The sequence below is a fragment of the Streptomyces sp. NBC_00203 genome (assembly GCF_045206325.1).
GTDB classification, from domain to species: domain Bacteria; phylum Actinomycetota; class Actinomycetes; order Streptomycetales; family Streptomycetaceae; genus Streptomyces; species Streptomyces lutosisoli.
The window spans coordinates 2,868,736-2,890,338 of record NZ_CP108126.1; the positions used below are offsets into that span (position 1 = coordinate 2,868,736).

Annotated in this window: 17 protein-coding genes; 10 read left to right on the forward strand and 7 right to left on the reverse strand. The window is 71.6% G+C overall.

Going from position 1 to position 21,603, the window contains the following annotated elements; genetic code table 11:
• Positions 1-14: 14 nt before the first annotated feature.
• Positions 15-1,103 (forward strand): S1C family serine protease, encoded by a 1,089-nt coding sequence (locus OG975_RS13185; protein WP_406329289.1) that lies wholly within the window; start codon positions 15-17, stop codon positions 1,101-1,103.
• 115 nt (positions 1,104-1,218) lie between these two features.
• On the opposite strand, the gene OG975_RS13190 is transcribed toward OG975_RS13185, so the two are convergent.
• Positions 1,219-1,431, reverse strand: coding sequence for a hypothetical protein (locus OG975_RS13190; RefSeq protein ID WP_099500908.1), 213 nt, complete (start codon positions 1,429-1,431; stop codon positions 1,219-1,221).
• A 113-nt stretch (positions 1,432-1,544) separates the two neighbouring features.
• Here OG975_RS13190 and OG975_RS13195 point away from each other — a divergent pair, with 113 nt between their 5' ends.
• Positions 1,545-2,747, forward strand: a complete 1,203-nt coding sequence (locus tag OG975_RS13195; protein ID WP_406329290.1) for a bifunctional adenosylcobinamide kinase/adenosylcobinamide-phosphate guanylyltransferase — start codon at positions 1,545-1,547, stop codon at positions 2,745-2,747.
• An 8-nt stretch (positions 2,748-2,755) separates the two neighbouring features.
• Here OG975_RS13195 and OG975_RS13200 read toward each other — a convergent pair whose 3' ends face one another.
• On the reverse strand, positions 2,756-3,817 hold the full coding sequence (locus tag OG975_RS13200) for a class I SAM-dependent methyltransferase (RefSeq protein WP_406329291.1): 1,062 nt from the start codon (positions 3,815-3,817) through the stop codon (positions 2,756-2,758).
• Between the two features lie 124 nt (positions 3,818-3,941).
• On the opposite strand from OG975_RS13200, the gene cobT reads away from it, so the two are divergent.
• The 3 genes from cobT to OG975_RS13215 all read left to right on the forward strand — a co-directional run bounded on the left by cobT (position 3,942) and on the right by OG975_RS13215 (position 7,930).
• Positions 3,942-4,985 (forward strand): nicotinate-nucleotide--dimethylbenzimidazole phosphoribosyltransferase, encoded by a 1,044-nt coding sequence (gene cobT / locus OG975_RS13205; protein ID WP_406329292.1) that lies wholly within the window; start codon positions 3,942-3,944, stop codon positions 4,983-4,985.
• Positions 4,986-5,331: 346 nt separating this feature from the next.
• On the forward strand, positions 5,332-7,089 hold the full coding sequence (locus OG975_RS13210) for a phosphatidylglycerol lysyltransferase domain-containing protein (RefSeq protein WP_406329293.1): 1,758 nt from the start codon (positions 5,332-5,334) through the stop codon (positions 7,087-7,089).
• A gap of 70 nt (positions 7,090-7,159) precedes the next feature.
• A complete protein-coding gene (locus OG975_RS13215) occupies positions 7,160-7,930 on the forward strand; it encodes a hypothetical protein (protein ID WP_406329294.1) in 771 nt (256 codons plus the stop codon).
• Here OG975_RS13215 and OG975_RS13220 read toward each other — a convergent pair.
• Positions 7,825-8,592: a hypothetical protein gene (locus OG975_RS13220; protein ID WP_330304006.1), complete on the reverse strand. Its 768-nt coding sequence runs from the start codon at positions 8,590-8,592 to the stop codon at positions 7,825-7,827. The genes OG975_RS13215 and OG975_RS13220 overlap by 106 nt on opposite strands.
• 73 nt (positions 8,593-8,665) lie before the next feature.
• Here OG975_RS13220 and OG975_RS13225 point away from each other — a divergent pair, with 73 nt between their 5' ends.
• Together OG975_RS13225 and OG975_RS13230 are read left to right on the forward strand one after the other, a co-directional pair.
• Complete coding sequence (locus OG975_RS13225) at positions 8,666-9,484, forward strand: adenosylcobinamide-GDP ribazoletransferase (protein WP_406329295.1); 819 nt, start codon at positions 8,666-8,668, stop codon at positions 9,482-9,484.
• A 92-nt stretch (positions 9,485-9,576) separates the two neighbouring features.
• Positions 9,577-10,182, forward strand: a complete 606-nt coding sequence (locus OG975_RS13230) for an RDD family protein (protein ID WP_406329296.1) — start codon at positions 9,577-9,579, stop codon at positions 10,180-10,182.
• A gap of 9 nt (positions 10,183-10,191) precedes the next feature.
• On the opposite strand, the gene OG975_RS13235 is transcribed toward OG975_RS13230, so the two are convergent.
• The 4 genes from OG975_RS13235 to OG975_RS13250 all read right to left on the reverse strand — a co-directional run bounded on the left by OG975_RS13235 (position 10,192) and on the right by OG975_RS13250 (position 16,075).
• Positions 10,192-10,863, reverse strand: coding sequence for a spherulation-specific family 4 protein (locus OG975_RS13235; RefSeq protein ID WP_406329297.1), 672 nt, complete (start codon positions 10,861-10,863; stop codon positions 10,192-10,194).
• The gene (locus OG975_RS13240; RefSeq protein WP_406329298.1) at positions 10,860-12,407 is read right to left on the reverse strand and encodes a hypothetical protein; all 1,548 of its coding nucleotides are present in this window, start codon (positions 12,405-12,407) and stop codon (positions 10,860-10,862) included. The genes OG975_RS13235 and OG975_RS13240 overlap by 4 nt, the downstream gene beginning before the upstream one ends.
• Entirely contained in the window at positions 12,404-13,924 is a 1,521-nt protein-coding gene (gene pelF, locus OG975_RS13245) for a GT4 family glycosyltransferase PelF (RefSeq protein ID WP_406329299.1), read from the reverse strand. The genes OG975_RS13240 and pelF overlap by 4 nt, the downstream gene beginning before the upstream one ends.
• A gap of 129 nt (positions 13,925-14,053) precedes the next feature.
• The gene (locus OG975_RS13250) at positions 14,054-16,075 is read right to left on the reverse strand and encodes a hypothetical protein (RefSeq protein WP_406329300.1); all 2,022 of its coding nucleotides are present in this window, start codon (positions 16,073-16,075) and stop codon (positions 14,054-14,056) included.
• Positions 16,076-16,428: 353 nt separating this feature from the next.
• Here OG975_RS13250 and OG975_RS13255 point away from each other — a divergent pair, with 353 nt between their 5' ends.
• The 3 genes from OG975_RS13255 to sucB all read left to right on the forward strand — a co-directional run bounded on the left by OG975_RS13255 (position 16,429) and on the right by sucB (position 21,561).
• Positions 16,429-17,949: a leucyl aminopeptidase gene (locus tag OG975_RS13255; RefSeq protein WP_406329301.1), complete on the forward strand. Its 1,521-nt coding sequence runs from the start codon at positions 16,429-16,431 to the stop codon at positions 17,947-17,949.
• A 341-nt stretch (positions 17,950-18,290) separates the two neighbouring features.
• On the forward strand, positions 18,291-19,679 hold the full coding sequence (gene lpdA, locus OG975_RS13260; RefSeq protein WP_406329302.1) for a dihydrolipoyl dehydrogenase: 1,389 nt from the start codon (positions 18,291-18,293) through the stop codon (positions 19,677-19,679).
• A 109-nt stretch (positions 19,680-19,788) separates the two neighbouring features.
• Positions 19,789-21,561, forward strand: a complete 1,773-nt coding sequence (gene sucB, locus OG975_RS13265) for a 2-oxoglutarate dehydrogenase, E2 component, dihydrolipoamide succinyltransferase (protein WP_406329303.1) — start codon at positions 19,789-19,791, stop codon at positions 21,559-21,561.
• Positions 21,562-21,603: the final 42 nt, after the last annotated feature.

The window sequence follows — 21,603 nt, forward strand, 5'->3', positions numbered from 1 at the left end:
GGGAGACTTCGGGCATGGAAGCTCATCCCCGGCGCCCTCGTCCGCGTACCTTCCGGTTCGTCGGGCCCGTAGCCGTGCTCGCCTGTTCGGCCGCACTGCTCTCCGGCTGTTCGGACGGCTCCTCGTCGTCCACGAAGGACGGCTCCACGACGACGCAGGCGGCGGCCCCCGCCTCCGCGGGCGCCGACCTTGAGGACGACTTCCTGAAGGTGATCAAGGACGTTCTGCCGTCGGTGGTGCAGATCCGGGCGAGCAAGGATCTGGGGTCGGGGGTGGTGTACGACGACCAGGGACACATCGTCACCAACGCGCACGTGGTCGGGAACGAGAAGACGTTCAAGGTCACGACCGCCAACAGCCAGGACGAGCTGACGGCGACGCTCGTCTACGCCTACCCGGACCAGGATCTCGCCGTCATCAAGCTCGACAAGGCACCCAGCGGGCTGAAAGCGGCGACCTTCGGGGACTCCTCGAAGGTCCAGGTCGGCCAGATCGTGCTGGCGATGGGGTCGCCGCTCGGGCTGTCGTCCAGTGTGACCCAGGGCATCGTCTCAGGGACCGGACGCACCGTCAGCGAGGGCCGTGGCGGCGGCGGTACGGGCGCCACCATCGCGAACCTGGTGCAGACGTCGGCGGCCATCAACCCCGGCAACAGCGGCGGCGCGCTGGTGAATCTGGACAGTCAGGTCATCGGCATCCCCACGCTCGCCGCCACCGACCCCAATTTCGGGGGCAACGCGGCGCCCGGCATCGGGTTCGCGATCCCCGCGTCGATGGTGAAGACGATCGCCGACCAGATCATCAAGGAGGGCCGGGTCACCGACTCGGGGCGGGCCTCGCTCGACATCACGGGCCGTACGGTCGTCGACGACAACTACCGGGCCACGGGGGTCGCCGTCGTCGACGTGAAGAAGGGCGGCGCGGCCGACAAGGCGGGCATCCGGCCCGGCGACGTCATCACCAAGCTCGGCGACACCCCCATCACCACGATCACCTCGCTGTCCGAGGCGCTCGCGGCCGACAAGCCTGGCGAGAAGACGACGGTGACGTTCATGAGGGGTGGGAGCGAGAAGACGGTGGATGTGACGCTGGGCGAGATCTGACGTCGGTCTGGCGTGTGTCTGGCGTCGGTCCGACGGGTTGCGGGTCAGGTCGGGGCGCGGGGCGAGTTGCCGGGGTCCGCCCCCGGCAACCCCGGCACTCGACACCCCGACCGGCCTACTCCGGCTCGGCGTGCAGACTCATCGGCCCATAGATCTGCGTGCTGTCCTCGAAGAGGAACACCTGGTCCGCGCCGCCCTCCAGGAGGTCCTTCCACACCTCGCCGATCCAGGACTCCGCGTCCCCCTGCGTGGTGAACTCCTCGGGCTGCACCGCGGGTTGGACCTCTGTCCCGTCGGACTTCTCGAACCGCCACGTCCATGCCGCCATGTACGCCTCCAAGGTATGAGCACACTGCACAGCGGAAGCCGGACAAGATCCGGCTCCGGTCTGAAGCCTAGTCGGACGCGCAAGACCTGCGGGGACACGGAAAAATCAACCCCGTGGAACTGACTCTGCTCGGCACCGGCACCCCCGAGGGCCTGCCCCGCCCCGACTGTCCCTGCGCGGCCTGCGCGACCGCGCTCGGCGAGAACGCGCGGGCCGCCACCGCGCTGCTCGTGGACGGCACGCTCCTGCTCGACCTCACACCCGGCGCGGCGTTCGCGGCCGCCCGCGCCGGGCACTCGCTGGGCGGCGTACGGCAAGTACTGCTCTCGCATCCGCACGACGGGCCCGCCGTCGAGGTGCCGGCCGGGCTGCCGCAGCCCGGGCGGGTGCCCGACGGGCGGGAGTTGGCGCTGCTCACCGGGCACCGGGTGCGGGCGGTGCCGATGGACGCGCCCGGCACGGGGTACGCGGTGACCGGGCCGGACGGGAGGCGGCTGCTCTATCTGCCGCCGGGCGCGGCGCCCGCCGGACTGGACGTGAACGGCGACCCGCCGTACGACATGGTGCTCGCCGATGTCGTGGGGCGGCCGGACGGCCTGGCGAAGCTGCGGGCGGTGGGGGCCGTCGGGCCGACGACCGATGTGATCGCGGTGCATCTCGACCACGACGTGCCGCCGGGCCCCGAACTGCGGCGGCGGCTCGCGGCGGCGGGCGCGCGGGCGGTGCCGGACGGGACGACGCTGGACGTGGGCGTCTACGAGGACGTACCGGATGTGCCGCGCCGCACGCTCGTGCTCGGCGGGGCGCGTTCGGGCAAGTCGGTGGAGGCGGAGCGGCGCCTCGAAGCCTTCCCTGACGTCCTGTACGTCGCGACGGGCGGCTCCCGGAACGGGGACACCGAGTGGGCGTCACGCGTCAGCGCCCATCGAGAGCGGCGCCCCGGCTCCTGGCGGACCACCGAGACGTGCGACCTCGTCCCCCTCCTGACGGAAACCGGCCCTCCGCTGCTCGTCGACTGCCTGTCCCTGTGGCTGACGGACGCGATGGACACCGTGAACGCCTGGGACGACGCGGAGTGGGCCGACGGCGGTGAACGCGCGCTGCGCGCCCGGGTCGAGGAACTCACCGCCGCCGTCCGCGCCACCCGCCGCACCCTTGTCGCCGTCTCGAACGAGGTCGGCTCCGGCATCGTCCCCGCCACCGCGTCGGGGCGTCGTTACCGGGACGAACTCGGGCGTCTCAACGCGGCGTTCGCGGCGGAGTGCGAGCACGTGCTGCTGGTGGTGGCGGGACAGGCGTTGTCCCTGCGGGGGTGAGGGGGCGGTCACCGTCGCGCGATGATCCGGTACGCGTTGGAGAAGCGGGTGCGGCGGAAGAGGGGGGCGAGGGCGTGGTCCAGGGCTGAGGTCGAGGCCAGGAGTGGGGTGGACGCCCGGGTCAGGGCCGTGTGGAGGGCGCGCTGGAGCGGGCTCGGCGGGGCGGGCCGCCAGGGCGCGTCGAGGTCGGGCAGGACGCGGCCGAGCGCCAGGGCGAGGGCGCCGGCGAGATCGTAGGGGATATGCGGTTCGCGGCGGTCCGTCGCGACGACCTCGCAGCCGAGGGACTCCAGTTCGCCCAGCAGGTTGGGCAGCGGCATGAGGTGGAGGTGGCGCGGCTGGCCGTACGACACCCACCACTTGCCCAGCAGTGCGCCGAACGCGCAGTCGGGGTCCGGGACTTCGACGAGGAGGTGTCCGCCGGGCCGCAGGACCACCAGGGCGGCGCGCAGTTCCTCGCGCGGGTCGGGGGTGTGCTCCAAGTGGTGGAACATGCTGACGACGTCGTAGCGGGCGCGCAGCCGCTCGGCGGTCCGGGGGTCGGTGAGCCGGCCTCGGTGGGCCTCCTCCACCCGCCCGGCCGCCCGCGCCTTCTCGACACGCCGGGTGGCGTCGAGCCCGTCGAAGGCGGTGTACGGGTGGACCTCCTTGGCGACGGCCGGGAAGTGCCCGTGCCCGGTGCCGACGTCCAGCCAGCTCTCCGGCTCGGCGTACGGCAGCATCGCGCGGGCGGCGGCGCGATGGCGTCCACGGCTGCCGCGGGCGCCGAGGAGCCGCTCGACGAGGCCCTCGTGCGCGCCTCCGTGGAGGTCCCGGTGGTAGAAGGCCAGCCCCTCCGCCGTGAGCCGCGGGTTCTGGAAGGCGTGGGCGCAGTCCCCGCACTCGTCGACGACGAACGTTCCGGGCTTGCGCTGCACCAGGTCCGACGTACGCAGCCGGGTGCGCAACCGCTTCGAGCCGCACCAGGGGCAGTCCTCGCGGCGCGGCTCGTGGAAGCGGTCGGTGCCCTGGGCGAGTTCGGCCGCGTAGGCCGCGCGGCGTTCGGCGATCCATTGTGGTGTGGGGGGCATGGGCGCTCCTGGAGGGGAAGAGGGCCGTACGACAATCCGACACAAACGGTACGTAGCGGATCGCGATCCGGGGCGCAACGACGTGGCGCGGACGTGTTCGATCGGTGCCGGTACTGTTCGGCGAATGAGCTCGCTTAATCTCGACGACTTCACCGATCTGATCGAGCGCCCCGACGGCGGCGTGCGCCGTGACGCCGAGGCGCGCCGGGAGCGCCAGATCGTGCCGCCCGGTTCTCTGGGCCGCCTCGACGACCTGGGTGAGTGGCTGGCGGCGGCGCAGTCCGCGGTGCCGGTGCGGCCGATCGAGCACCCGCGCGTGGTGCTGTTCGCGGGCGACCACGGGGTCGCCGAACTCGGCGTGTCGGCGCGGCCCGCGGGCACCGCCGACCAGTTGGTGCGGGCGGTCCTGGAGGGCGCCAGCCCGGCTGCGATCCTCGCCCGGCGGCTGGGTGTGCCGGTGCGTGTCATCGACATGGCGCTGGACTGCGAACCGGACGGGCTGCCCGACGAGGTCGTACGGCATCGGGTGCGGCGCGGTTCGGGACGGATCGACGTCGAGGACGCGCTGACGCTGGAGGAGGCGGAGGCGGCGTTCCGGGCGGGCGTCGCCGTCGCGGACGAAGAGGCGGACTCCGGTACGGATCTGGTGGTGCTCGGCGATGTCAGCGTCGGCGGGACCACGGCGGCGGCCGTGCTGGTCGCCGCGCTGTGCGGGACCGACGCGTCCGTGGTCACCGGGCGGGGCGGGCGGGCCATCGACGACCTCGCGTGGATGCGTAAGTGTGCCGCCGTGCGGGACGCCTTGCGGCGGGCTCGGCCGGTGCTCGGGGATCAGTTGCAGCTGCTGGCGACGGTCGGTGGGGCTGATCTCGCGGCGATGACGGGCTTCCTTCTGCAGAGTGCGGTGCGGAAGATGCCGGTGATTCTTGACGGGGTCGTCTCGGCCGCGTGTGCGCTGGTCGGGCAGCGGGTTGCCTTCCGGGCGCCGGACTGGTGGCTGGCCGGGCAGAACAGTGGGGAGCCGGCGCAGGCGAAGGCCCTGGACCGGATGGCCCTGGAGCCCGTCCTCGACCACGGGGTCACCGTGGGCGAGGGCGCGGGCGCGCTGCTCGCCCTGCCGCTGGTCCAGGCTGCGGCCGCCTTGTCCGCCGAGCTGCCGGAGAAGTAGACGGGGGGGGCGGCCCAGGGGTTTTCGCCCCCGCCGCCCCTACCCGTCCCATCCCGTTCCTGGGGCTCCGCCCCAGACCCCGCGGGCCGGTTCTTCGGCTGCGGGTGGGTGGGGGCTGGTCCAAAAGATTGCGCAGTTCCCCGCGCCCCTTAAGGGGCGCGGGGAACTGCGCAATCTTTTAGGGGCGCGAGGAACTGCGCGACCAGCCCCCACCGTCCCGCAGCCAAACGAACAACCCCCGCGCGCCCCCACAGCCGAAGAACCCGAACGTCACAAACCCCCGGCCGGCCACACCCGCCGCACCCCTCCCCCGCACACACCACCCCGCCCCATATCATCGCCCTTTATGGGAGATGCCCGAATTGCCGCCGAGCAGGGAGGGGCTGCCTCACGGCGCGCCGCCGCCTTCGCCGTCTGGTATCTGCGTGCCGTCACGTTCATCAACTTCCTGAGCGCCGCCTGGGTGTCGCTCGGGCAGGACGTGCGGCGGCACAACACCGAGAACTACTTCACGCCGTATCTGCTGACGGCAGGATTCGCTTCCGGTGTGTTCACGATGTTCCTCGCCATCACGATGCGGCGGCGCAAACGGGCTGCGTGGATCTTGAACTTCGTGCTCAGCGGGCTGTTCCTGCTGCTGTTCGCCGTCGCGATGGCGTTCCCGGAGATCCGGCAGTACGCGCAGAACTGGATCTCGCTCGTCCTGACCGCGGCGTTCGTCGGCTCGCTCGTCGTCGGCCGCCGGGAGTTCTACGCGAAGGGCGACCGGTCGAACCCGAAGCTCGCCGCGGTGGTCGGGATCGGCGGGCTGCTCGCCACCTCGCTGCTCGCGGCGCTTGTGGTGACCGTCACCAACAACGCCCACGACCCGCACCGTTCCACCTTCCTGGACCGCTGGCGCTACGGCACCCTGCGGCTCGTCTCGGTCGCCGCCGACGACTCCCACTACCCCGGGATCTCGACGCCGAACTGGGTCAACGTCACCATCAACGTGCTCAGCACCCTGCTGGTCCTCGCCGTCTTCTACGCGGCCTTCCGCTCCCGCCGCGCCGTCGACCCGCTCACCGAGGACGACGAGAAGCGGCTGCGGGTCCTGCTCGACAAGAACGGGGACCGGGACTCGCTGGGCTACTTCGCGCTGCGGCGGGAGAAGAGCGTCGTCTGGTCCCCGACCGGCAAGGCGGCGGTGGCGTACCGCGTCGTCGGCGGCGTCTCGCTGGCCTCCGGTGATCCCCTCGGCGACCCCGAGGCATGGCCGGGCGCCATCGAGCCCTGGCTCGCCGAGGCACGGGCGCACGGCTGGATCCCGGCGGTGATGGGCGCGAGCGAGGAGGCGGGCACCGTGTACTCCCGGCACGGCCTCGACGCGCTGGAGCTCGGCGACGAAGCCCTCGTCGAGATCGCCGAGTTCACTCTCGAAGGGCGGGCCATGCGCACCGTCCGGCAGGCCTACAACCGGGTCAAGCGCGCGGGGTACAAGGTGCGCATCCGGCGCCACGAGGATATCCCGGCCGCCGAGATGGCGTATCTGCTGAAGCGGGCCGACGACTGGCGGGACGGGGCGACCGAGCGCGGGTTCAGCATGGCGCTGGGGCGGCTGGGCGACCCCGACGACGGGCTGTGCGTGATGCTCGAATGCACGGACAAGGACGGGGAGTTGAGGGCCGTTCTGTCCTTCGTGCCGTGGGGGCCGCACGGGCTGTCCCTCGACCTCATGCGGCGCGACCGCGACTCCGAGAACGGGCTGATGGAGTTCATGGTGATCGAACTCCTGCGACGCGCCCAGGAGATCGAGATCACTCAGGTCTCGCTCAACTTCGCCATGTTCCGTTCGGTCTTTGAACGTGGTGCACGCCTCGGCGCGGGACCGGTGCTGCGGCTGTGGCGCTCACTGCTCAGCTTCTTCTCCCGCTGGTGGCAGATCGAGTCGCTGTACCGCGCCAACGCAAAGTACCGGCCCATCTGGGAGCCCCGGTTCCTGCTCTTCGAGAAGAGCGCGGACCTGCTGCGCATCGGTGTCGCGTCCGCGCGCGCCGAGGGGTTCCTGGAGGCGCCGGGACTGCCGAAGTGGCTGCACCGCAAGCACCTGGAGTCGCACAGATGAGGAGCGATATGCCGAGCGACATGGGCAGCGATATGAGCAGCGATATGAGCGGCGTCGTGGGGACCGCCGGGTGAGTGGACTCGCCCGCTGGGCCCGCGCCGAATGGGGACTGCTGTTCCTCACCGTGCGACAGGCCCTGGAGGCGCGGCGCCTGCGGGCGATCCCCATGACGATCGGGGCGGTGTGTCTGACGGCGGCCCTCCAGTTCACGCAGAACCAGTCCTGGGGTTATCAGTTCGTGCAGAACATCGGCGCCGTACGGGCCGAGGACCCGCTGTGGCTCGCCCTGCTCCGCACCCCGCTCTCCCTGTTCGTACCGGCCCTGGATCTGCCGGTGTGGGGTGCGCTGGTGCAGATCCTGCTGGTGTTCGGGATCGCCGAGATCTGTCTGGGCTGGTGGCGCGCGCTCGCCGTCTCCTACGTCGCCACACTGGCCGGCACGCTCTACGCGCGCGTCGGTATCGCGCTGGGCCCGCACCACCCGCTGGGGCTGCCCGGGTCCGACGCGCAGGTCGTCGACACCGGGCCTTCGGCGGCCGTGGTGGGCCTCGCGGTGTTCCTCGGCTGGCGCTATCGCGCGTATGTCACGGCGGGTGTGGTCATCGGGGCCATGGTGGTCGAGGTGCTGCTGAAGGAGAACCTGGCGGGCAAGGAACATCTCGCGGCCATCGCCGCGGTCCTGGTGATGTGCGGGATCCCAGCGCTACGCCACCGGCGTCACCGGTGTCAGCGGCGTCACCGGTGTTCGGGGAGGGACCGGGCGAGTTCGTCGTCCGGTTTGCCGCCGATCCAGTCCTGGAACTTGCGGCGGGGGCCCGACCAGCGGCGGTCGTGGCGGTAGGCGCGCAGCCAGGACCTGGCCCGGGCGCGCGGCCGCCGGCGATAGAGCCGTCTGGACCACGGTGAGCCGGGCCTGGCCAGCCGGATCGCGCCGATCAGGGCGACGAACGGGACGATCACCCCGAAGACCGCCATGCGCACCTTGCCCTTGCTGAGGGCGAGCAGCGCGAAGAGGAAGTTCACGACGACGGTCAGGATCACGCCGCCGCGGTCCTGCAGTTCCTGATCGCTGAGGTCGTTGACGCCGAACGGCGCGAAGCCGCTGAGGACGAGGCCGACGAGGGCCGCCGTGACCACCACGACCTCGACGCTCTGGCGGCCCTCCTCGGTCCAGTAGACGTCGTCGAGGTGCAGGATCAGCGCGAACTCGTCGAGCACCAGGCCCGCGCCGATCCCGAACACCACGGCGCACAGGCACGCGCCGAACCCGTACCGGCTGCTGGCCACCGCCCCGAAACCGCCGATCACGATCAGCACGACACCGGGGACGACGTGGTGGATGTGCAGGCCGCCGGCCTTCACATTGCCGAAGGGGCCCTTGCCCGCGCGGATCATCCGGACGATGACGCGGGTGATCACGAAGGTCAGTACGAAGGAGGCGAGCGCCAGCAGCAGCGGCAGCTTCCCCGGCTCGACGATGTTCCGGTACAACCAATGACCCATATGCGAACTTTATCCACGGCCGCCGTATCCAGCCGCTGTATCCGCCCTCCGGGCACCCCGGTAACCTGCGCCGGTGTCCAAGCCCACGCCCAAGCCCGCATCCGAGCCCACGTCCAAGACGCCCCTCTGCGACGGCCTCCGCTTCGCCTTCGGCACCCTCACCGTGCTGCCTGTGAAGGTGACCCGCTGGGACCGCGACGCCGCGCGCGGCGGAATGCTGTGCGCGCCCGTGGCCGGGCTCGTGGTCGGGGCGGGCGCCGCCCTCGTCGGCGTGGTGCTCCTCGCGATGGGCGCGGGCCCGCTGCTCGCCGCCGTCGCCACCGCCGCCGTACCGGCCGCCCTCACCCGCGGTCTGCATCTGGACGGCCTGGCCGACACGGCGGACGGGCTCGGCAGCGGCAAGCCCGCCGAGGACGCGCTGCGGATTATGAAGCAGTCGGACATCGGCCCGTTCGGCGTGATCACCCTGCTGTTCGTGCTGCTCGCCCAGGTGGCCGCGCTCTTCCAGGCGTACGACACCTCGTGGGCCCGGGGTGTGCTCGCGGCCGTCGTCTCGGCGACCGCGGCCCGCCTCGCCCTCACCCTGGCCGCCCGCACCGGGGTGCCGCCGGCCCGTCCCGAGGGCCTGGGCGCGGCGGTCGCGGGCACGGTGCCGGTGCGCGGCGCGCTGCTGGTGACGGTGGCCGTGGCGGGCGCGGCGGTGGGCGCGGGCGCGCTCGTCGGGACGTACGACGCCGTACGCGCCGGGGTGGCGGTGCTCGCCGCCTGCGCGGTCGCCGAACTGCTGCTGCGCCACTGCACGCGCCGCTTCGGGGGCGTGACCGGCGATGTGTTCGGCGGCCTCGCGGAGACGGCGGCGACGACGGCGCTCGTCGTTCTGTCACTGGGTTGAAACGATCCTCCGCGAACTCACCGATCACACCCGCCCCATGGCTAATCTGATCCGCCGAACAGCCAACACATGATCGTCATCGGGGGATGTACGTGCCGAAGCTTCGCCGTGCCGTGGCCTGGTTCATCGACTTCGCGTTGGTGCTCGCGGGGGCCTCGGTGCTCGCCGTGTTGACCTTCCACCGGATCTCCGCGCTCGTCACCGACGTGCCCGACCTCGCCACGCGGAGCGGCTTCGATCTGTTGACCTCGCGCGGCGATGTCGTCAACGCCTCGGAGCACCTCGGGCTCTCGCTGTGGAACAAGTCGGTGCTGTACGTGGAGGAGGCCTTCGGGCTGCTGATCGTGGTCACTTTCCTCTACCAGTGGGCGTGCCTGGCCCTGGCCGGCCGCACGATCGGCAAGGGCCTGCTGGGTCTGAAGGTCGCCCCGGCCGCCCCGCGCCGCGCCGCCCTGCGCGCCCTGGTCACCACGGCGGCGGACGTCGCCGTGTACGCCGTGGCCTGCGTCCTGCTGATCGAGGGCCAGTTCGCGCTGTCGGTGCTGGTGTGGGCGGTGGCGGTGATCATCTTCTTCCTCAACGCGCTGCCCGTGCTCTCCCCCAGCCGCCGCTCCCTGGCCGACCGCCTGGCGGGAACGGCGGTCACCGGCCTCGGGCTCGGCACACCCGGCGCCACGCCCGCCGCTCGTACTTTTTGAGCATCGACCTCAGCGTGAGCCGGTCGGCTTCAGGGCGTGCGGCAAGGTCCCCCAGGGGTGATCGCTCACGCCCGGCACCGCGCAGTGGAGGGTGGCGCCCCGCTCCCGTGCCGACGCCGCCAGGTCGACCCCGGCCGGCACGCCGTAGACGAGGTGGCACAGCCGCGCACCGGCATCCGTCCACGGCGGGAGGTGGTTCCTTCGGTACGTCGCCCACGGGCCCTCGAACGTCACCAGTACGTCGGCGATGCGGGCGTACGAGGGGTGCGGCACCGTTCCGTGATTGAGGGCGAGGGTGCCGCAGCCCAGGCCCCAGGCGGCCGTCGCGAGCCGCCGGTAGTACGTGAACTCGGCCTCACCCGAGGCGACTTGGTCGAGGAACGCGCCGTCGGTCCCGTACCAGGCGCGGTGCCGGGACAGCTCACGTACGACGTCGGTCATGGGTCTGCGGCCGTAGTCCGTGTCCGCGTAGCCGAGCACCCGGACGTCCGCCGCGCGCAGCCGCTCGGCGACCTCGGCGAACGCCGGGTCGGGGCGCTCGCCGGGGCCGCTGGCCGGGTTGAGCACGACGGCGTGGAGGCGGGGAGCGGCGGCGATGAGGGCGTCCCATTCGGCGGGGCGGACGGACGGGTGCTCGTAGTACGGGACCAGGAGCGTCTTGGAGGTGCTGGGCAGGCTCATCGGTGCGCGGTCGCCCTCCCCAACAGGCCGCAGACCAGGCCCGCTTGGGCCCCGGCCGCCGCCCCGTACACGATCAGGCCCACCCAGTGCGGGCTGCCCGCGTGCGCCGCGAGGGCCGCGGTCTGGGCGAGCGCCGCGACACAGCAGACCACGGCGGCGCTCGTGACGGCGCCGAAGGACTGGAGCAGCAGCCCGGTCCACAGGACCACGCCCAGCAGGAGCAGTCCGGCGAGCCGGACCCCGCCCGTGGTCGCGGGCGCGTGCGGCCAGAGCGCGGAGGCGGCGAGGCTGAGCGCGAGCAGCGCGACGAGATAGCCGGTGAGGCACTGGACGAGGGTGATCGCGGTGGTCCGCCAGAAGTCCTTCGACGTGCTGCTGGAGCGCAGCCCGGCGAGACTGCCGCTGCGGAACCGGAAGAGCAGCCACTCGGCCGGGCCCATGCTGAGCGTCAGCGCGACCGCGGCCGGCGCGGCCACCGCGCTGTGGGCGCGCGCCAGTACGTCCCCGAGCGCCGCGTACAGCACGAGGACCCCGCTGCCGAGCCCGAACAGGGCGTACGGCAGGGATCCGGTGAGCCAGGGGGCGGCGGCCGCCGGCCGCGGCGCGTCGGGTCGCGCCGGCCCGTCCGCGGCACCCCGCAGGTTCCCGAACGGCAGCAGCGCGGTGAGACCCGCGCCCCAGCTCCCCTCCCCCAGCTCCCTTACCGCGGGCGCCACTTCGAGCAGGGCGAGCAGCGCGACCGCCACGAGCGAGCCCAGCAGCAGGACCGCTCTCGCGAGGTCGGGCACCGGGTGGACCAGGGCCAGGACCGCGCCCGCCGCCATGGGCGACAGGACGCCGAGCAGGGCCCGTTCGCGGTCCATGACCAGCAGGACGGTGGCCGCGCCCAGATAGCAGGACTGTCCGGCGGCGAAGGCGACCGCGGTGCCCGGGTGGGCCGCGCCCGTCGCGGTGAGGGCGACCAGGGAGCCGAGCAGCACACCCACCGGCGCTCCGACGAGCAGTGCGCGGCGGGCGGCCGAGCGGTCGCCGAGGCCCAGCCAGGAGTACGCCCGGTGCGCCAGCCCCTGGTTCCAGGTCCAGCCGCACAGCGCACCGGCGAGCAGCGGGACGGTCCCGGCCGGGAGTCCGAACTCGCCCTTCGGACCCGCGAGGAGCGGCGCCCCCAGCACGTATCCGAGGCCGGGGAGAGCGAAGACGACTCCCCGCAACAGACAGCCCAGCAGGCCGAGTCGCCAGGGGTCGTGGGCCGGCCCTTCCGGCTCGGGGTAGTGGCGCTCGACCCGTTCGTACAGCTCCTCCGCGAGGGCGAAGGAGTTCTTGACGCCGTAGCGCCGGCGTATCTGGTCGTCCGACATGCCGTCGGATTCGAGGAGTGCGGCTATCTCGTCGGGATGGACGGCCGCGGCGATGAACTCGCCCAGCCGCTCGGCGAGTTCCTCGATCGGGTCGGGCTGCGCCCAGTTGGGCGGGCGGCGCTGCCGGGGCACGTACGGGAGGGTGTCCTCGTAGGTGCCGGGCGGCATCCGAAGGGAGCCGCTCACCAGCCGGTCCCGTCCGTGGCGACCGACTGGTACCAGGGGTCGCGCAGTTCGAGGGTCCAGTCGGCGACGGTCTCGACGGTGGGCTCGTACACCTCGGGCAGGCCCGCCAGCTCCTGGTAGATCGTCCGGAAAGCATCCACGGAACGGCGCAGCGTAAACCGGTCGATGACGCGCTGACGGGACAACTCGCCTAACTTCAGGCGCCGTTCGTCGTCCCGCAGCAGGGTGAGTGCGGCGGCGGCCATCTTCTCCGGTTCGCGCGGCGGCACCACGATGCCCGTGTCGCCGACCGCCTCGCGCACTCCGCCGACGTCGGTCGACACCGTCGTACGGCCGCAGGACATCGCCTCGATGATCGAGAACGGGAAGCCCTCCGAGATGGAGGAGAGCATCACCACATGGCCCGCCGCGTACGCGCGCCACACCTCACTGATGCGGCCCTCGAAGGTCAGGCCGTCCGTGACACCCAGTTCGGCGGCGAGCTTCTCCAGCCGGGTCTGGTACGCCTCCCCGCCGGGCGGCACCGGGCCGAACAGCCGCAGCCGGGTCTCGGGCATCTCGGCGCGCACCATGCTGTACGCGCGCAGCAGCGTTTCGAGGTCCTTGATGGGGTCGACGCGGCCGCACCAGGTGAGGGTGGGGACGGCCGGTTCGGGGCCCGCGTGCGGGAAGGCGTGCGGGTCGACGCCGTTGTAGACCGTGCGGATCCGGTCGGAGTCGGCGCCGCCGCGCTCCTCCCAGCGGCGGTTGTACTGGTTGCAGGGGGTGATCAGGTCGGCCGCCCGGTAGCCCAGCGAGTTCAGCTCGCGGTAGAAGCCGAGCATGAACGCCTTGACGGGCCAGCGCTGTTCGCCGCTGCGGTAGCCGAGATAGCGCTCGCGCAGATAGATGCCGTGCTCGGTGAGCAGGAACGGGACCCCGTCGAGGTGGTGTGCGGCGAGGGCGGGCAGGGTGGCGAGGCCGCTGCTGACCGCGTGCGCCACGGAGTCCTCGGGGATCCGGACGCCGAGCGGGCGCAGCGCGTGTTCCAGCAGGTCGGTGGCGGTGAGCGCGTCGTGCACGGTGGGCCGGGCGGCGGCCGTGGGCAGATGCGGCATCGACCAGATCCACATCAGCGAACGCAGCGCGGTCTCGGTGCGCAGCGCCGCCGACAGCCGTCCGTCGCGGGCGAGCCCGGCGAGCTCGTACAGCGCCCCGCCGAAGTCGCCCTGCGCGTCCGGGTCGAGGAAGGCGAGCAGGAAGCGCTCGTAGATGTCGGCGAAACGACGGAGTGCCCGGCCCAGCGGCGGCCGTGCGCGCCCCGGCCGCGGGCCCCAGGTCGGCACGGAGGTGTGCCGGCGGATGTTGGGCGGCAGCTCCCAGGTCACGGGTTCGCGGCCGCTGCCGGTGAGCGAGACGATGTGGAAGTCGACCTCCGGCATGCCCTTCACAAGCTGGTCGCACCAGGTGCTGACCCCGCCGTGGACATGCGGATAGGTGCCTTCGGTGAGCATGGTGACATGACGGCCGTTGCGCATCACGCGCGTTCCCCCTGTGACTGTTTCTTCCCGGGGGCCACCCCCGGACCCCCGGTTCAACTACGGCTCAGCACGCACCCCGGCCGGTCATGGCCGGGGTGCGCGTCGTGCGGCCGATCTGCCCGCGCCCTACGCGGGCAGGGTCAGCTTGAGAGCGGACTGCAGGAGCTCCGGCGTGGTCCAGGCCGAGCGCTCACCCGCGTACGGCGTCCCGAACGCGCTGGTGCCGAGCAGGAGTTGCTTCTTGGTCCCCTCGGGTGCGGTCACCGGGATCTGGGTCCCGGACGGGGCGGTGACGGTGACGGTGGTGCCGACGCGGTACGCCGTGACCTTGCCGTTCGCGACGGCCGTCTGCCAGGCGGCCCGGCGCTGCAGCTCGGCGCCGGTCGCACTCTGCCGGGGGTTCACCAGCGGGGTGTTGTCGGCGTAGAGCGCCTTGTAGTCGCCGAGCACCTTGTCCAGGACCGGGTAGAGGATGCGCTCCTCGGCCAGGTTGGACTGGTGTACGTAGTGCGGTCGCGGATCGTTGGTGATGACGTGCCCGAGCGCGGTGTGCGCCTCCAGCGGGACGATGTACGACGCATAGCCGGTGGCGGTGTCCAGCGGCGCCGGCAGGCAGGTGGAGGTCGCGTTGTTCTCGCAGATGCCGCTGCCGCCGTCGGCCCTGGACGTGTAGATCCAGTTGTACTCGTCGGCCATCTCGGCCGCCGTACCGGCGTTGTAGTACACGTTCATCGGATAGCGGGGCACAGTCAGCGCGCTGCCGACCGAACGCTGCGCGGATTCACGGGAGTTGTCGGAACCCGTCCACTTGATGCCGTTGGCGGCGAGGGCGCCCGCGAGGTTCGGGTTGTCGTCGGGCTGCTGGGGCAGCGTCTTCAGGCCCGAGTGCTCACCGGTGACCAGTTCGGTCCGGTCGAGCGGAAGGCCCTTCTGGACACCCCAGTTGTAGTTGTCGGAGATCTCGCCGGAGATGTCGGCGCGGCTCGTCCACTGGGTGGTTCCGTCGGCGTTCTTCCTGCACTGCCAGGGGACCACCGTGACGTCCTGGAGGCAGCCGAGGAACAGGTGCGTGTAGGTGTGGTTCACCCAGCGGTACTTGGCCTTGTCGGCCAGCAGCTGGGTGGCTAGCGCGTCGGTGCCGCCGTTCTCGCTCTTCCACACCTCACCGGCGCCCGCGTTGTAGACCATGTCCAGGATGAAGCCGCTGGCCTGCTCCCACTGGGCCGCGTACTGCGCGTCGGCCGCCGTCATCCGGATGTCGGTGGTCGTGGCGCCGCCGGACTGGCAGTCGTAGTCGCCCGGTGTGCAGTTGTCGGTGGTGTCCCAGCGCGCGTCGGGCGCAAAGACGTCGTCGACATGCACCGAGAAGTAGTTGCGGTCCTGACCGAGGTGTACGCCTTGAGTCAGCCACTCCACAACACCGCGGGCAAGGACCCGGAACTGCTGCTGGTACTGGTTGTACGCGAAGGTCAGCACGAGTTCGCGGCGCCCGTCGTGCGCGTACTCGCCGAGCAGGGTGCCGCCCGTGGGCGCGTCCAGGTAGCTGGTGAACCCGTCCCTCGGATGGGCCGCGTAACCGTAGCTCTCCTGCACCGACGGGTCGTTGTCCTCGAAGGTCAGCGGCCCGTCGAGGTAGCCGAAGGCGCCCGCCCGGCCGGCCGCGGTGACCTGGGTGCGCGCGCCGTCCAGCACGCCCGACCAGCCGCCGTTCTGGTCGGTGTAGTCGAGACCGACCTCCGGATGGGCCCAGGTGTAGGCGTCGACCTGCGGAATGCCGTACGTCTTCTCGTACGTCTCCAGGGCGGTCTGCTCGGCCGAACCCGGGGCGAACGGTGCCTCGTTCGGCACGACGACACCCTGGTACTTGGCCCGCGGGGTGCCGTTCACCGTGTCGCTCAGGAACGCCGTGTCGATGACCGGGCGGCCCGAGTTGCCCAGATCGACGGTGGTGTACGGGATGCCGGTGCTCTTCAGCTCGGCGGTGATGGCCCCGACCTGGACGGCGCCGTTGTCGATGACCAGGACCTTGAGATCGATGCGCGGTGTGGTCGCCGCGGACGCGCCGGGCACCCCCAGGCCCAGCACCGACAAGCCCGCCGCCGTTAAGACAGCGGCCGCGTTTCTCCATCTGCGCGCGGTATGCGCCATTTTCTGTTCCTCCCCCTCGAAGATCCTCTTTTGGTCGAACCGAGGAGGATCCGTGGAAATGATGCGAAGCGGTGAGCGTCGCGCTCACCGGAACACGATGAGTGTGGCTCAGGTCACCTGGAGTGAGGGGCGGGAAGCGGACACGACGCCACTGGACGGTGAACGCCCGCAGGAATGAGCGAAACCCGGCCCCGAGCGTAGGCTCGTCCCGGGTACTTACCTCAGCGACTTCCCCGAGACCGCTACCCCGGTAGGGACCGCCCCCGCAGGCCGGATCTAGGGTCAGCCGTCGGGCCCGGTCGACCCACCCCACTCGGCCACCACCACTTCAACGGAAGCGAGATTTCACCACCGTGACTGCTCTCACTCTCAGCACCGCCGCGGCGTCCGGTCTGCGGGCCGACGCGATCGTCGTCGGTGTCGCGAAGGGGCCCAAGGGTCCGGTCGTCGCACCGGGCGCCGAGGCCGTGGACAACGCCTACGACGGCGGGCTCGCCGGGATCCTGGAGACCCTCGGCGCCACCGGGGCCGAGGGCGAGGTGACGAAGCTGCCCGCGCCGTCCGGTTTCAAGGCCCCCGTCGTCGTGGCCGTCGGCCTGGGAGCTGTCCCGGAGAAGGACGACACGTTCAGCGCCGAGGCACTGCGCCGCGCGGCCGGTGTCGCGGCCCGCGCGCTCGCCGGCGCCAAGAAGGCCGCCTTCGCCCTGCCGATGGCGGACGCCGCCGACGCCGGTGTCGTCGCCGAGGGCGCCCGCCTGGGCGCGTACACCTTTGACGCGTACAAGGACAGCGGCAAGGACGGCAAGAACAGCAAGGGCCCGCTCGGCGAGGTCGCCCTCCTCGGCGGCAAGCCCCGCGACGCGGCGTACAAGGCCGCGATCGCGCGCGCCACCGCCGTGACCGAGGAGCTCAACCGCGCCCGCGACCTCATCAACACCCCGCCGAACGACCTCGACCCGGAGGCCTTCGCCGCCGTCGCCACCGCGGCCGCCAAGGAGCACGGCATCAAGGTGCAGGTGCTCGACGAGAAGGCCCTGGAGAAGGGCGGCTACGGCGGCATCCTCGGCGTCGGCGCCGGCTCGGCCGCCACGCCGCGCCTGGTCAAGCTGTCGTACACCTCCCCGAAGGCGAGCAAGCACCTGGCCTTCGTCGGCAAGGGCATCACCTACGACTCGGGCGGCATCTCCCTCAAGCCCGCCGGGCACAACGAGACGATGAAGTGCGACATGAGCGGTGCGGCGGCGGTCTTCGCCGCCGTGGTCGCCGCCGCGCGCCTCGGCCTGGAGGTCAACGTCACCGGCTGGCTCGCGCTGGCCGAGAACATGCCCTCCGGTTCCGCCACCCGCCCCGGTGACGTGCTGCGCATGTACAGCGGCAAGACCGTCGAGGTCCTCAACACGGACGCCGAGGGCCGCCTGGTCCTCGCCGACGCGCTGTGGAAGGCCTCCGAGGAGAAGCCGGACGCGATCATCGACGTGGCGACGCTGACCGGAGCGATGGTGCTCGCGCTCGGCAGCCGTACGTTCGGTGTGATGGCCAATGACGACGCGTTCCGCGCCTCGGTCGTCGAGGCCGCGGAGGAGGTCGGCGAGGAGTCCTGGCCGATGCCGCTGCCCGACCACCTGCGCAAGGGGATGGACTCCCCGACCGCCGACATCGCCAACATGGGTGAGCGGATGGGTGGCGGACTGGTCGCCGGTCTGTTCCTGAAGGAGTTCGTGGGCGAGGGCATCACCTGGGCGCACCTGGATATTGCCGGGCCCGCATTCAATGATGGCGGACCGTTCGGGTACACGCCGAAGGGTGGTACGGGGTCGGCTGTGCGGACTCTGGTTCGCCTGGCTGAACTGACCGCGGCCGGGGATCTCGGCTAAGGACTTACGGCGACTGCGAGTGATTTGTGGTTGCTCGCGCAGTTCCCCGCGCCCCTAAAGGGGCGCTACAGCGGGCCCCGGGCAACATGTTGCCCGGGGCCCGCTGCACGAAGGCTTCACTCACGACGAAATCCGTACGTTCCGGCTCATCCGGAGCTTCTCGACGTGATGGATCAGACGTCTCACACACCGGCCCGGCGTCTCGCTCGCCCTCGACAAGTGCGAAGATGGGTTCTCGGCAGGACAGGGCCCCCACCACAGGGCCGAAGAAGAGCGGCCGGACACCAGCCGCCGACCGGTCACTGGAGACCGGCGTGGCGCACATGCATGGAGGACGTGACGTGGCGAACGACGCCAGCACCGTTTTCGACCTAGTGATCCTCGGCGGCGGTAGCGGCGGTTACGCCGCGGCGCTGCGCGGAGCGCAGCTGGGCCTGGACGTCGCCCTGATCGAGAAGGGCAAGGTCGGCGGTACCTGCCTGCACAATGGCTGCATCCCCACAAAGGCACTGCTGCACGCGGGCGAGATCGCCGACCAGGCCCGCGAGAGCGCGCAGTTCGGTGTCAAGGCCACCTTCGAGGGCATCGACATCGAGGCCGTCCACAAGTACAAGGACGGGGTCATCTCGGGCCTGTACAAGGGTCTGCAGGGTCTCATCGCGTCCCGCAAGGTGACGTACATCGAGGGCACGGGCCGCCTGTCGTCCCCGACCTCCGTCGACGTGAACGGCCAGCGTATCCAGGGCCGCCACGTGCTGCTGGCGACCGGCTCCGTGCCGAAGTCGCTGCCGGGCCTGGAGATCGACGGCAACCGCATCATCTCCTCGGACCACGCGCTGGTCCTGGACCGCGTCCCGCAGTCCGCGATCGTGCTCGGCGGCGGCGTCATCGGCGTCGAGTTCGCCTCCGCGTGGAAGTCCTTCGGCACCGACGTGACGGTGATCGAGGGCCTCAAGCACCTCGTCCCGGTCGAGGACGAGAACTCCTCCAAGCTTCTTGAGCGCGCGTTCCGCAAGCGCGGCATCAAGTTCAACCTGGGCACCTTCTTCTCGAAGGCCGAGTACACGCAGAACGGTGTCAAGGTCACCCTCGCCGACGGCAAGGAGTTCGAGGCCGAGGTGCTGCTCGTCGCCGTCGGCCGCGGCCCGGTCTCCGCCGGTCTCGGCTACGAGGAGCAGGGCGTCGCGATGGACCGCGGCTACGTCCTGGTCGACGAGTACATGCGGACGAACGTCCCGACCATCTCCGCCGTCGGTGACCTGGTCCCGACGCTCCAGCTCGCGCACGTCGGCTTCGCCGAGGGCATCCTGGTGGCGGAGCGTCTGGCCGGTCTGAAGACCGTTCCGATCGACTACGACGGCGTGCCCCGGGTGACGTACTGCCACCCCGAGGTCGCCTCCGTGGGTATCACCGAGGCGAAGGCCAAGGAGATCTACGGCGCGGACAAGGTCGTCGCTCTGAAGTACAACCTCGCGGGCAACGGCAAGAGCAAGATCCTTGGCACCTCGGGCGAGATCAAGCTCGTCCAGGTGAAGGACGGTGCCGTGGTCGGCGTCCACATGGTCGGCGACCGCATGGGCGAGCAGGTCGGCGAAGCCCAGCTGATCTACAACTGGGAGGCGCTGCCCACCGAGGTCGCCCAGCTCATCCACGCCCACCCGACGCAGAGCGAGGCGCTCGGCGAGGCCCACCTGGCCCTCGCGGGCAAGCCGCTGCACTCGCACGACTGACCGGCCACCGGCTGACCTTCAGCCACCGGCTGTCCCCAGTCACCGCGTCGCTCATGGGCGCGACGACGACCACAGACTTCCGCACCATTCGTAAGGAGCAACAGAAACCATGCCGGTTTCCGTAACCCTTCCGGCGCTCGGTGAGAGCGTTACCGAGGGCACTGTCACCCGCTGGCTGAAGGCCGAGGGCGAGCGCGTCGAGGCCGACGAGCCGCTGCTCGAAGTGTCGACCGACAAGGTCGACACCGAGATCCCCTCGCCCGTCGCCGGCATCCTGGCGTCCATCAAGGTCGCCGAGGACGAGACCGTCGAGGTCGGCGCCGAGCTGGCCGTCATCGACGACGGCACGGGTGCCCCCGCCGCCGCCCCGGCTCCGGCCGCCGAGCCCGTGGCCGCTCCGGCCGCCCCGGCCCCGGTCGCCGAGGCCCCCGCAGCTCCGGCCGCCCCCGCTGCCCCCGCCGCCCCGGCCGGTGGCGCCACCGGTACCGACGTCGTGCTGCCCGCGCTGGGCGAGTCGGTCACCGAGGGCACCGTCACCCGCTGGCTGAAGCAGGTCGGCGAGGAGGTCGCGGAGGACGAGCCGCTGCTCGAGGTCTCCACGGACAAGGTCGACACCGAGATCCCCGCGCCGGTCGCCGGCGTCCTGCTGGAGATCGTGGTCGGCGAGGACGAGACCGCCGAGGTCGGCGCGAAGCTCGCCGTCATCGGTGCCCCGGGCGCGGCTCCGGCCGCCGCTCCGGCTCCCGCCGCTGCCGCCCCGGCCGCTCCGGTGGCTCCCCCGGCTCCGGCCCCGGCCGCCCCGGCCGCCCCGGTGGCGCCCCCGGCTCCGGTCCAGGCCGCCGCCCCGGTCGCGCCTCCGGTCCCGGCCCCCGCGCCGGTCGCCGCGCCCGCCCCCGTCACCCCGGCTCCGGCGCCCGTCGCCGCGCAGGCCACCGACGAGGGCGCGTACGTGACCCCGCTGGTGCGCAAGCTCGCCGCCGACAACGGCGTCGACCTGGCCACCGTCAAGGGCACCGGCGTCGGCGGTCGTATCCGCAAGCAGGACGTCATCGCCGCCGCCGAGGCCGCGAAGGCCGCTGCCGCCGCCCCGGCGCCGGCTCCGGTCGCCGCCGCCGCTCCGGCCGCCGGCGCGAAGAAGGCCCCGGTTCTCGAGGTCTCCCCGCTCCGCGGCCAGACCGTCAAGATGACCCGCATCCGCAAGGTCATCGGCGACAACATGGTGAAGGCCCTGCACGAGCAGGCCCAGCTGTCCTCGGTCGTCGAGGTCGACATCACCCGCCTGATGAAGCTCCGCGCGCAGGCGAAGGACTCCTTCGCGGCCCGCGAGGGCGTCAAGCTCTCCCCGATGCCGTTCTTCGTGAAGGCGGCGGCCCAGGCGCTGAAGGCCCACCCGGTCATCAACGCCCGGATCAACGAGGCCGAGGGCACGATCACCTACTTCGACTCCGAGAACATCGGTATCGCGGTGGACTCGGAGAAGGGCCTGATGACCCCGGTCATCAAGGGTGCGGGCGACCTGAACATCGCCGGCATCTCGAAGGCCACCGCCGACCTGGCGGGCAAGGTCCGCGCCAACAAGATCACTCCGGACGAGCTGTCCGGCGCGACCTTCACCATCTCCAACACCGGCTCGCGCGGCGCACTCTTCGACACGATCATCGTGCCGCCGAACCAGGTCGCGATCCTGGGCATCGGCGCCACGGTCAAGCGTCCGGCCGTCATCGAGACGGAAGAGGGCACCGTCATCGGCGTCCGCGACATGACCTACCTGACGCTCTCCTACGACCACCGTCTGGTGGACGGCGCCGACGCCGCCCGCTACCTGACCGCGGTCAAGGCGATCCTGGAGGCCGGCGAGTTCGAGGTCGAGCTCGGCCTGTAGTTCGCACGTTCGCACGTCGCTCACACGGCGCCCCTGTCCGGA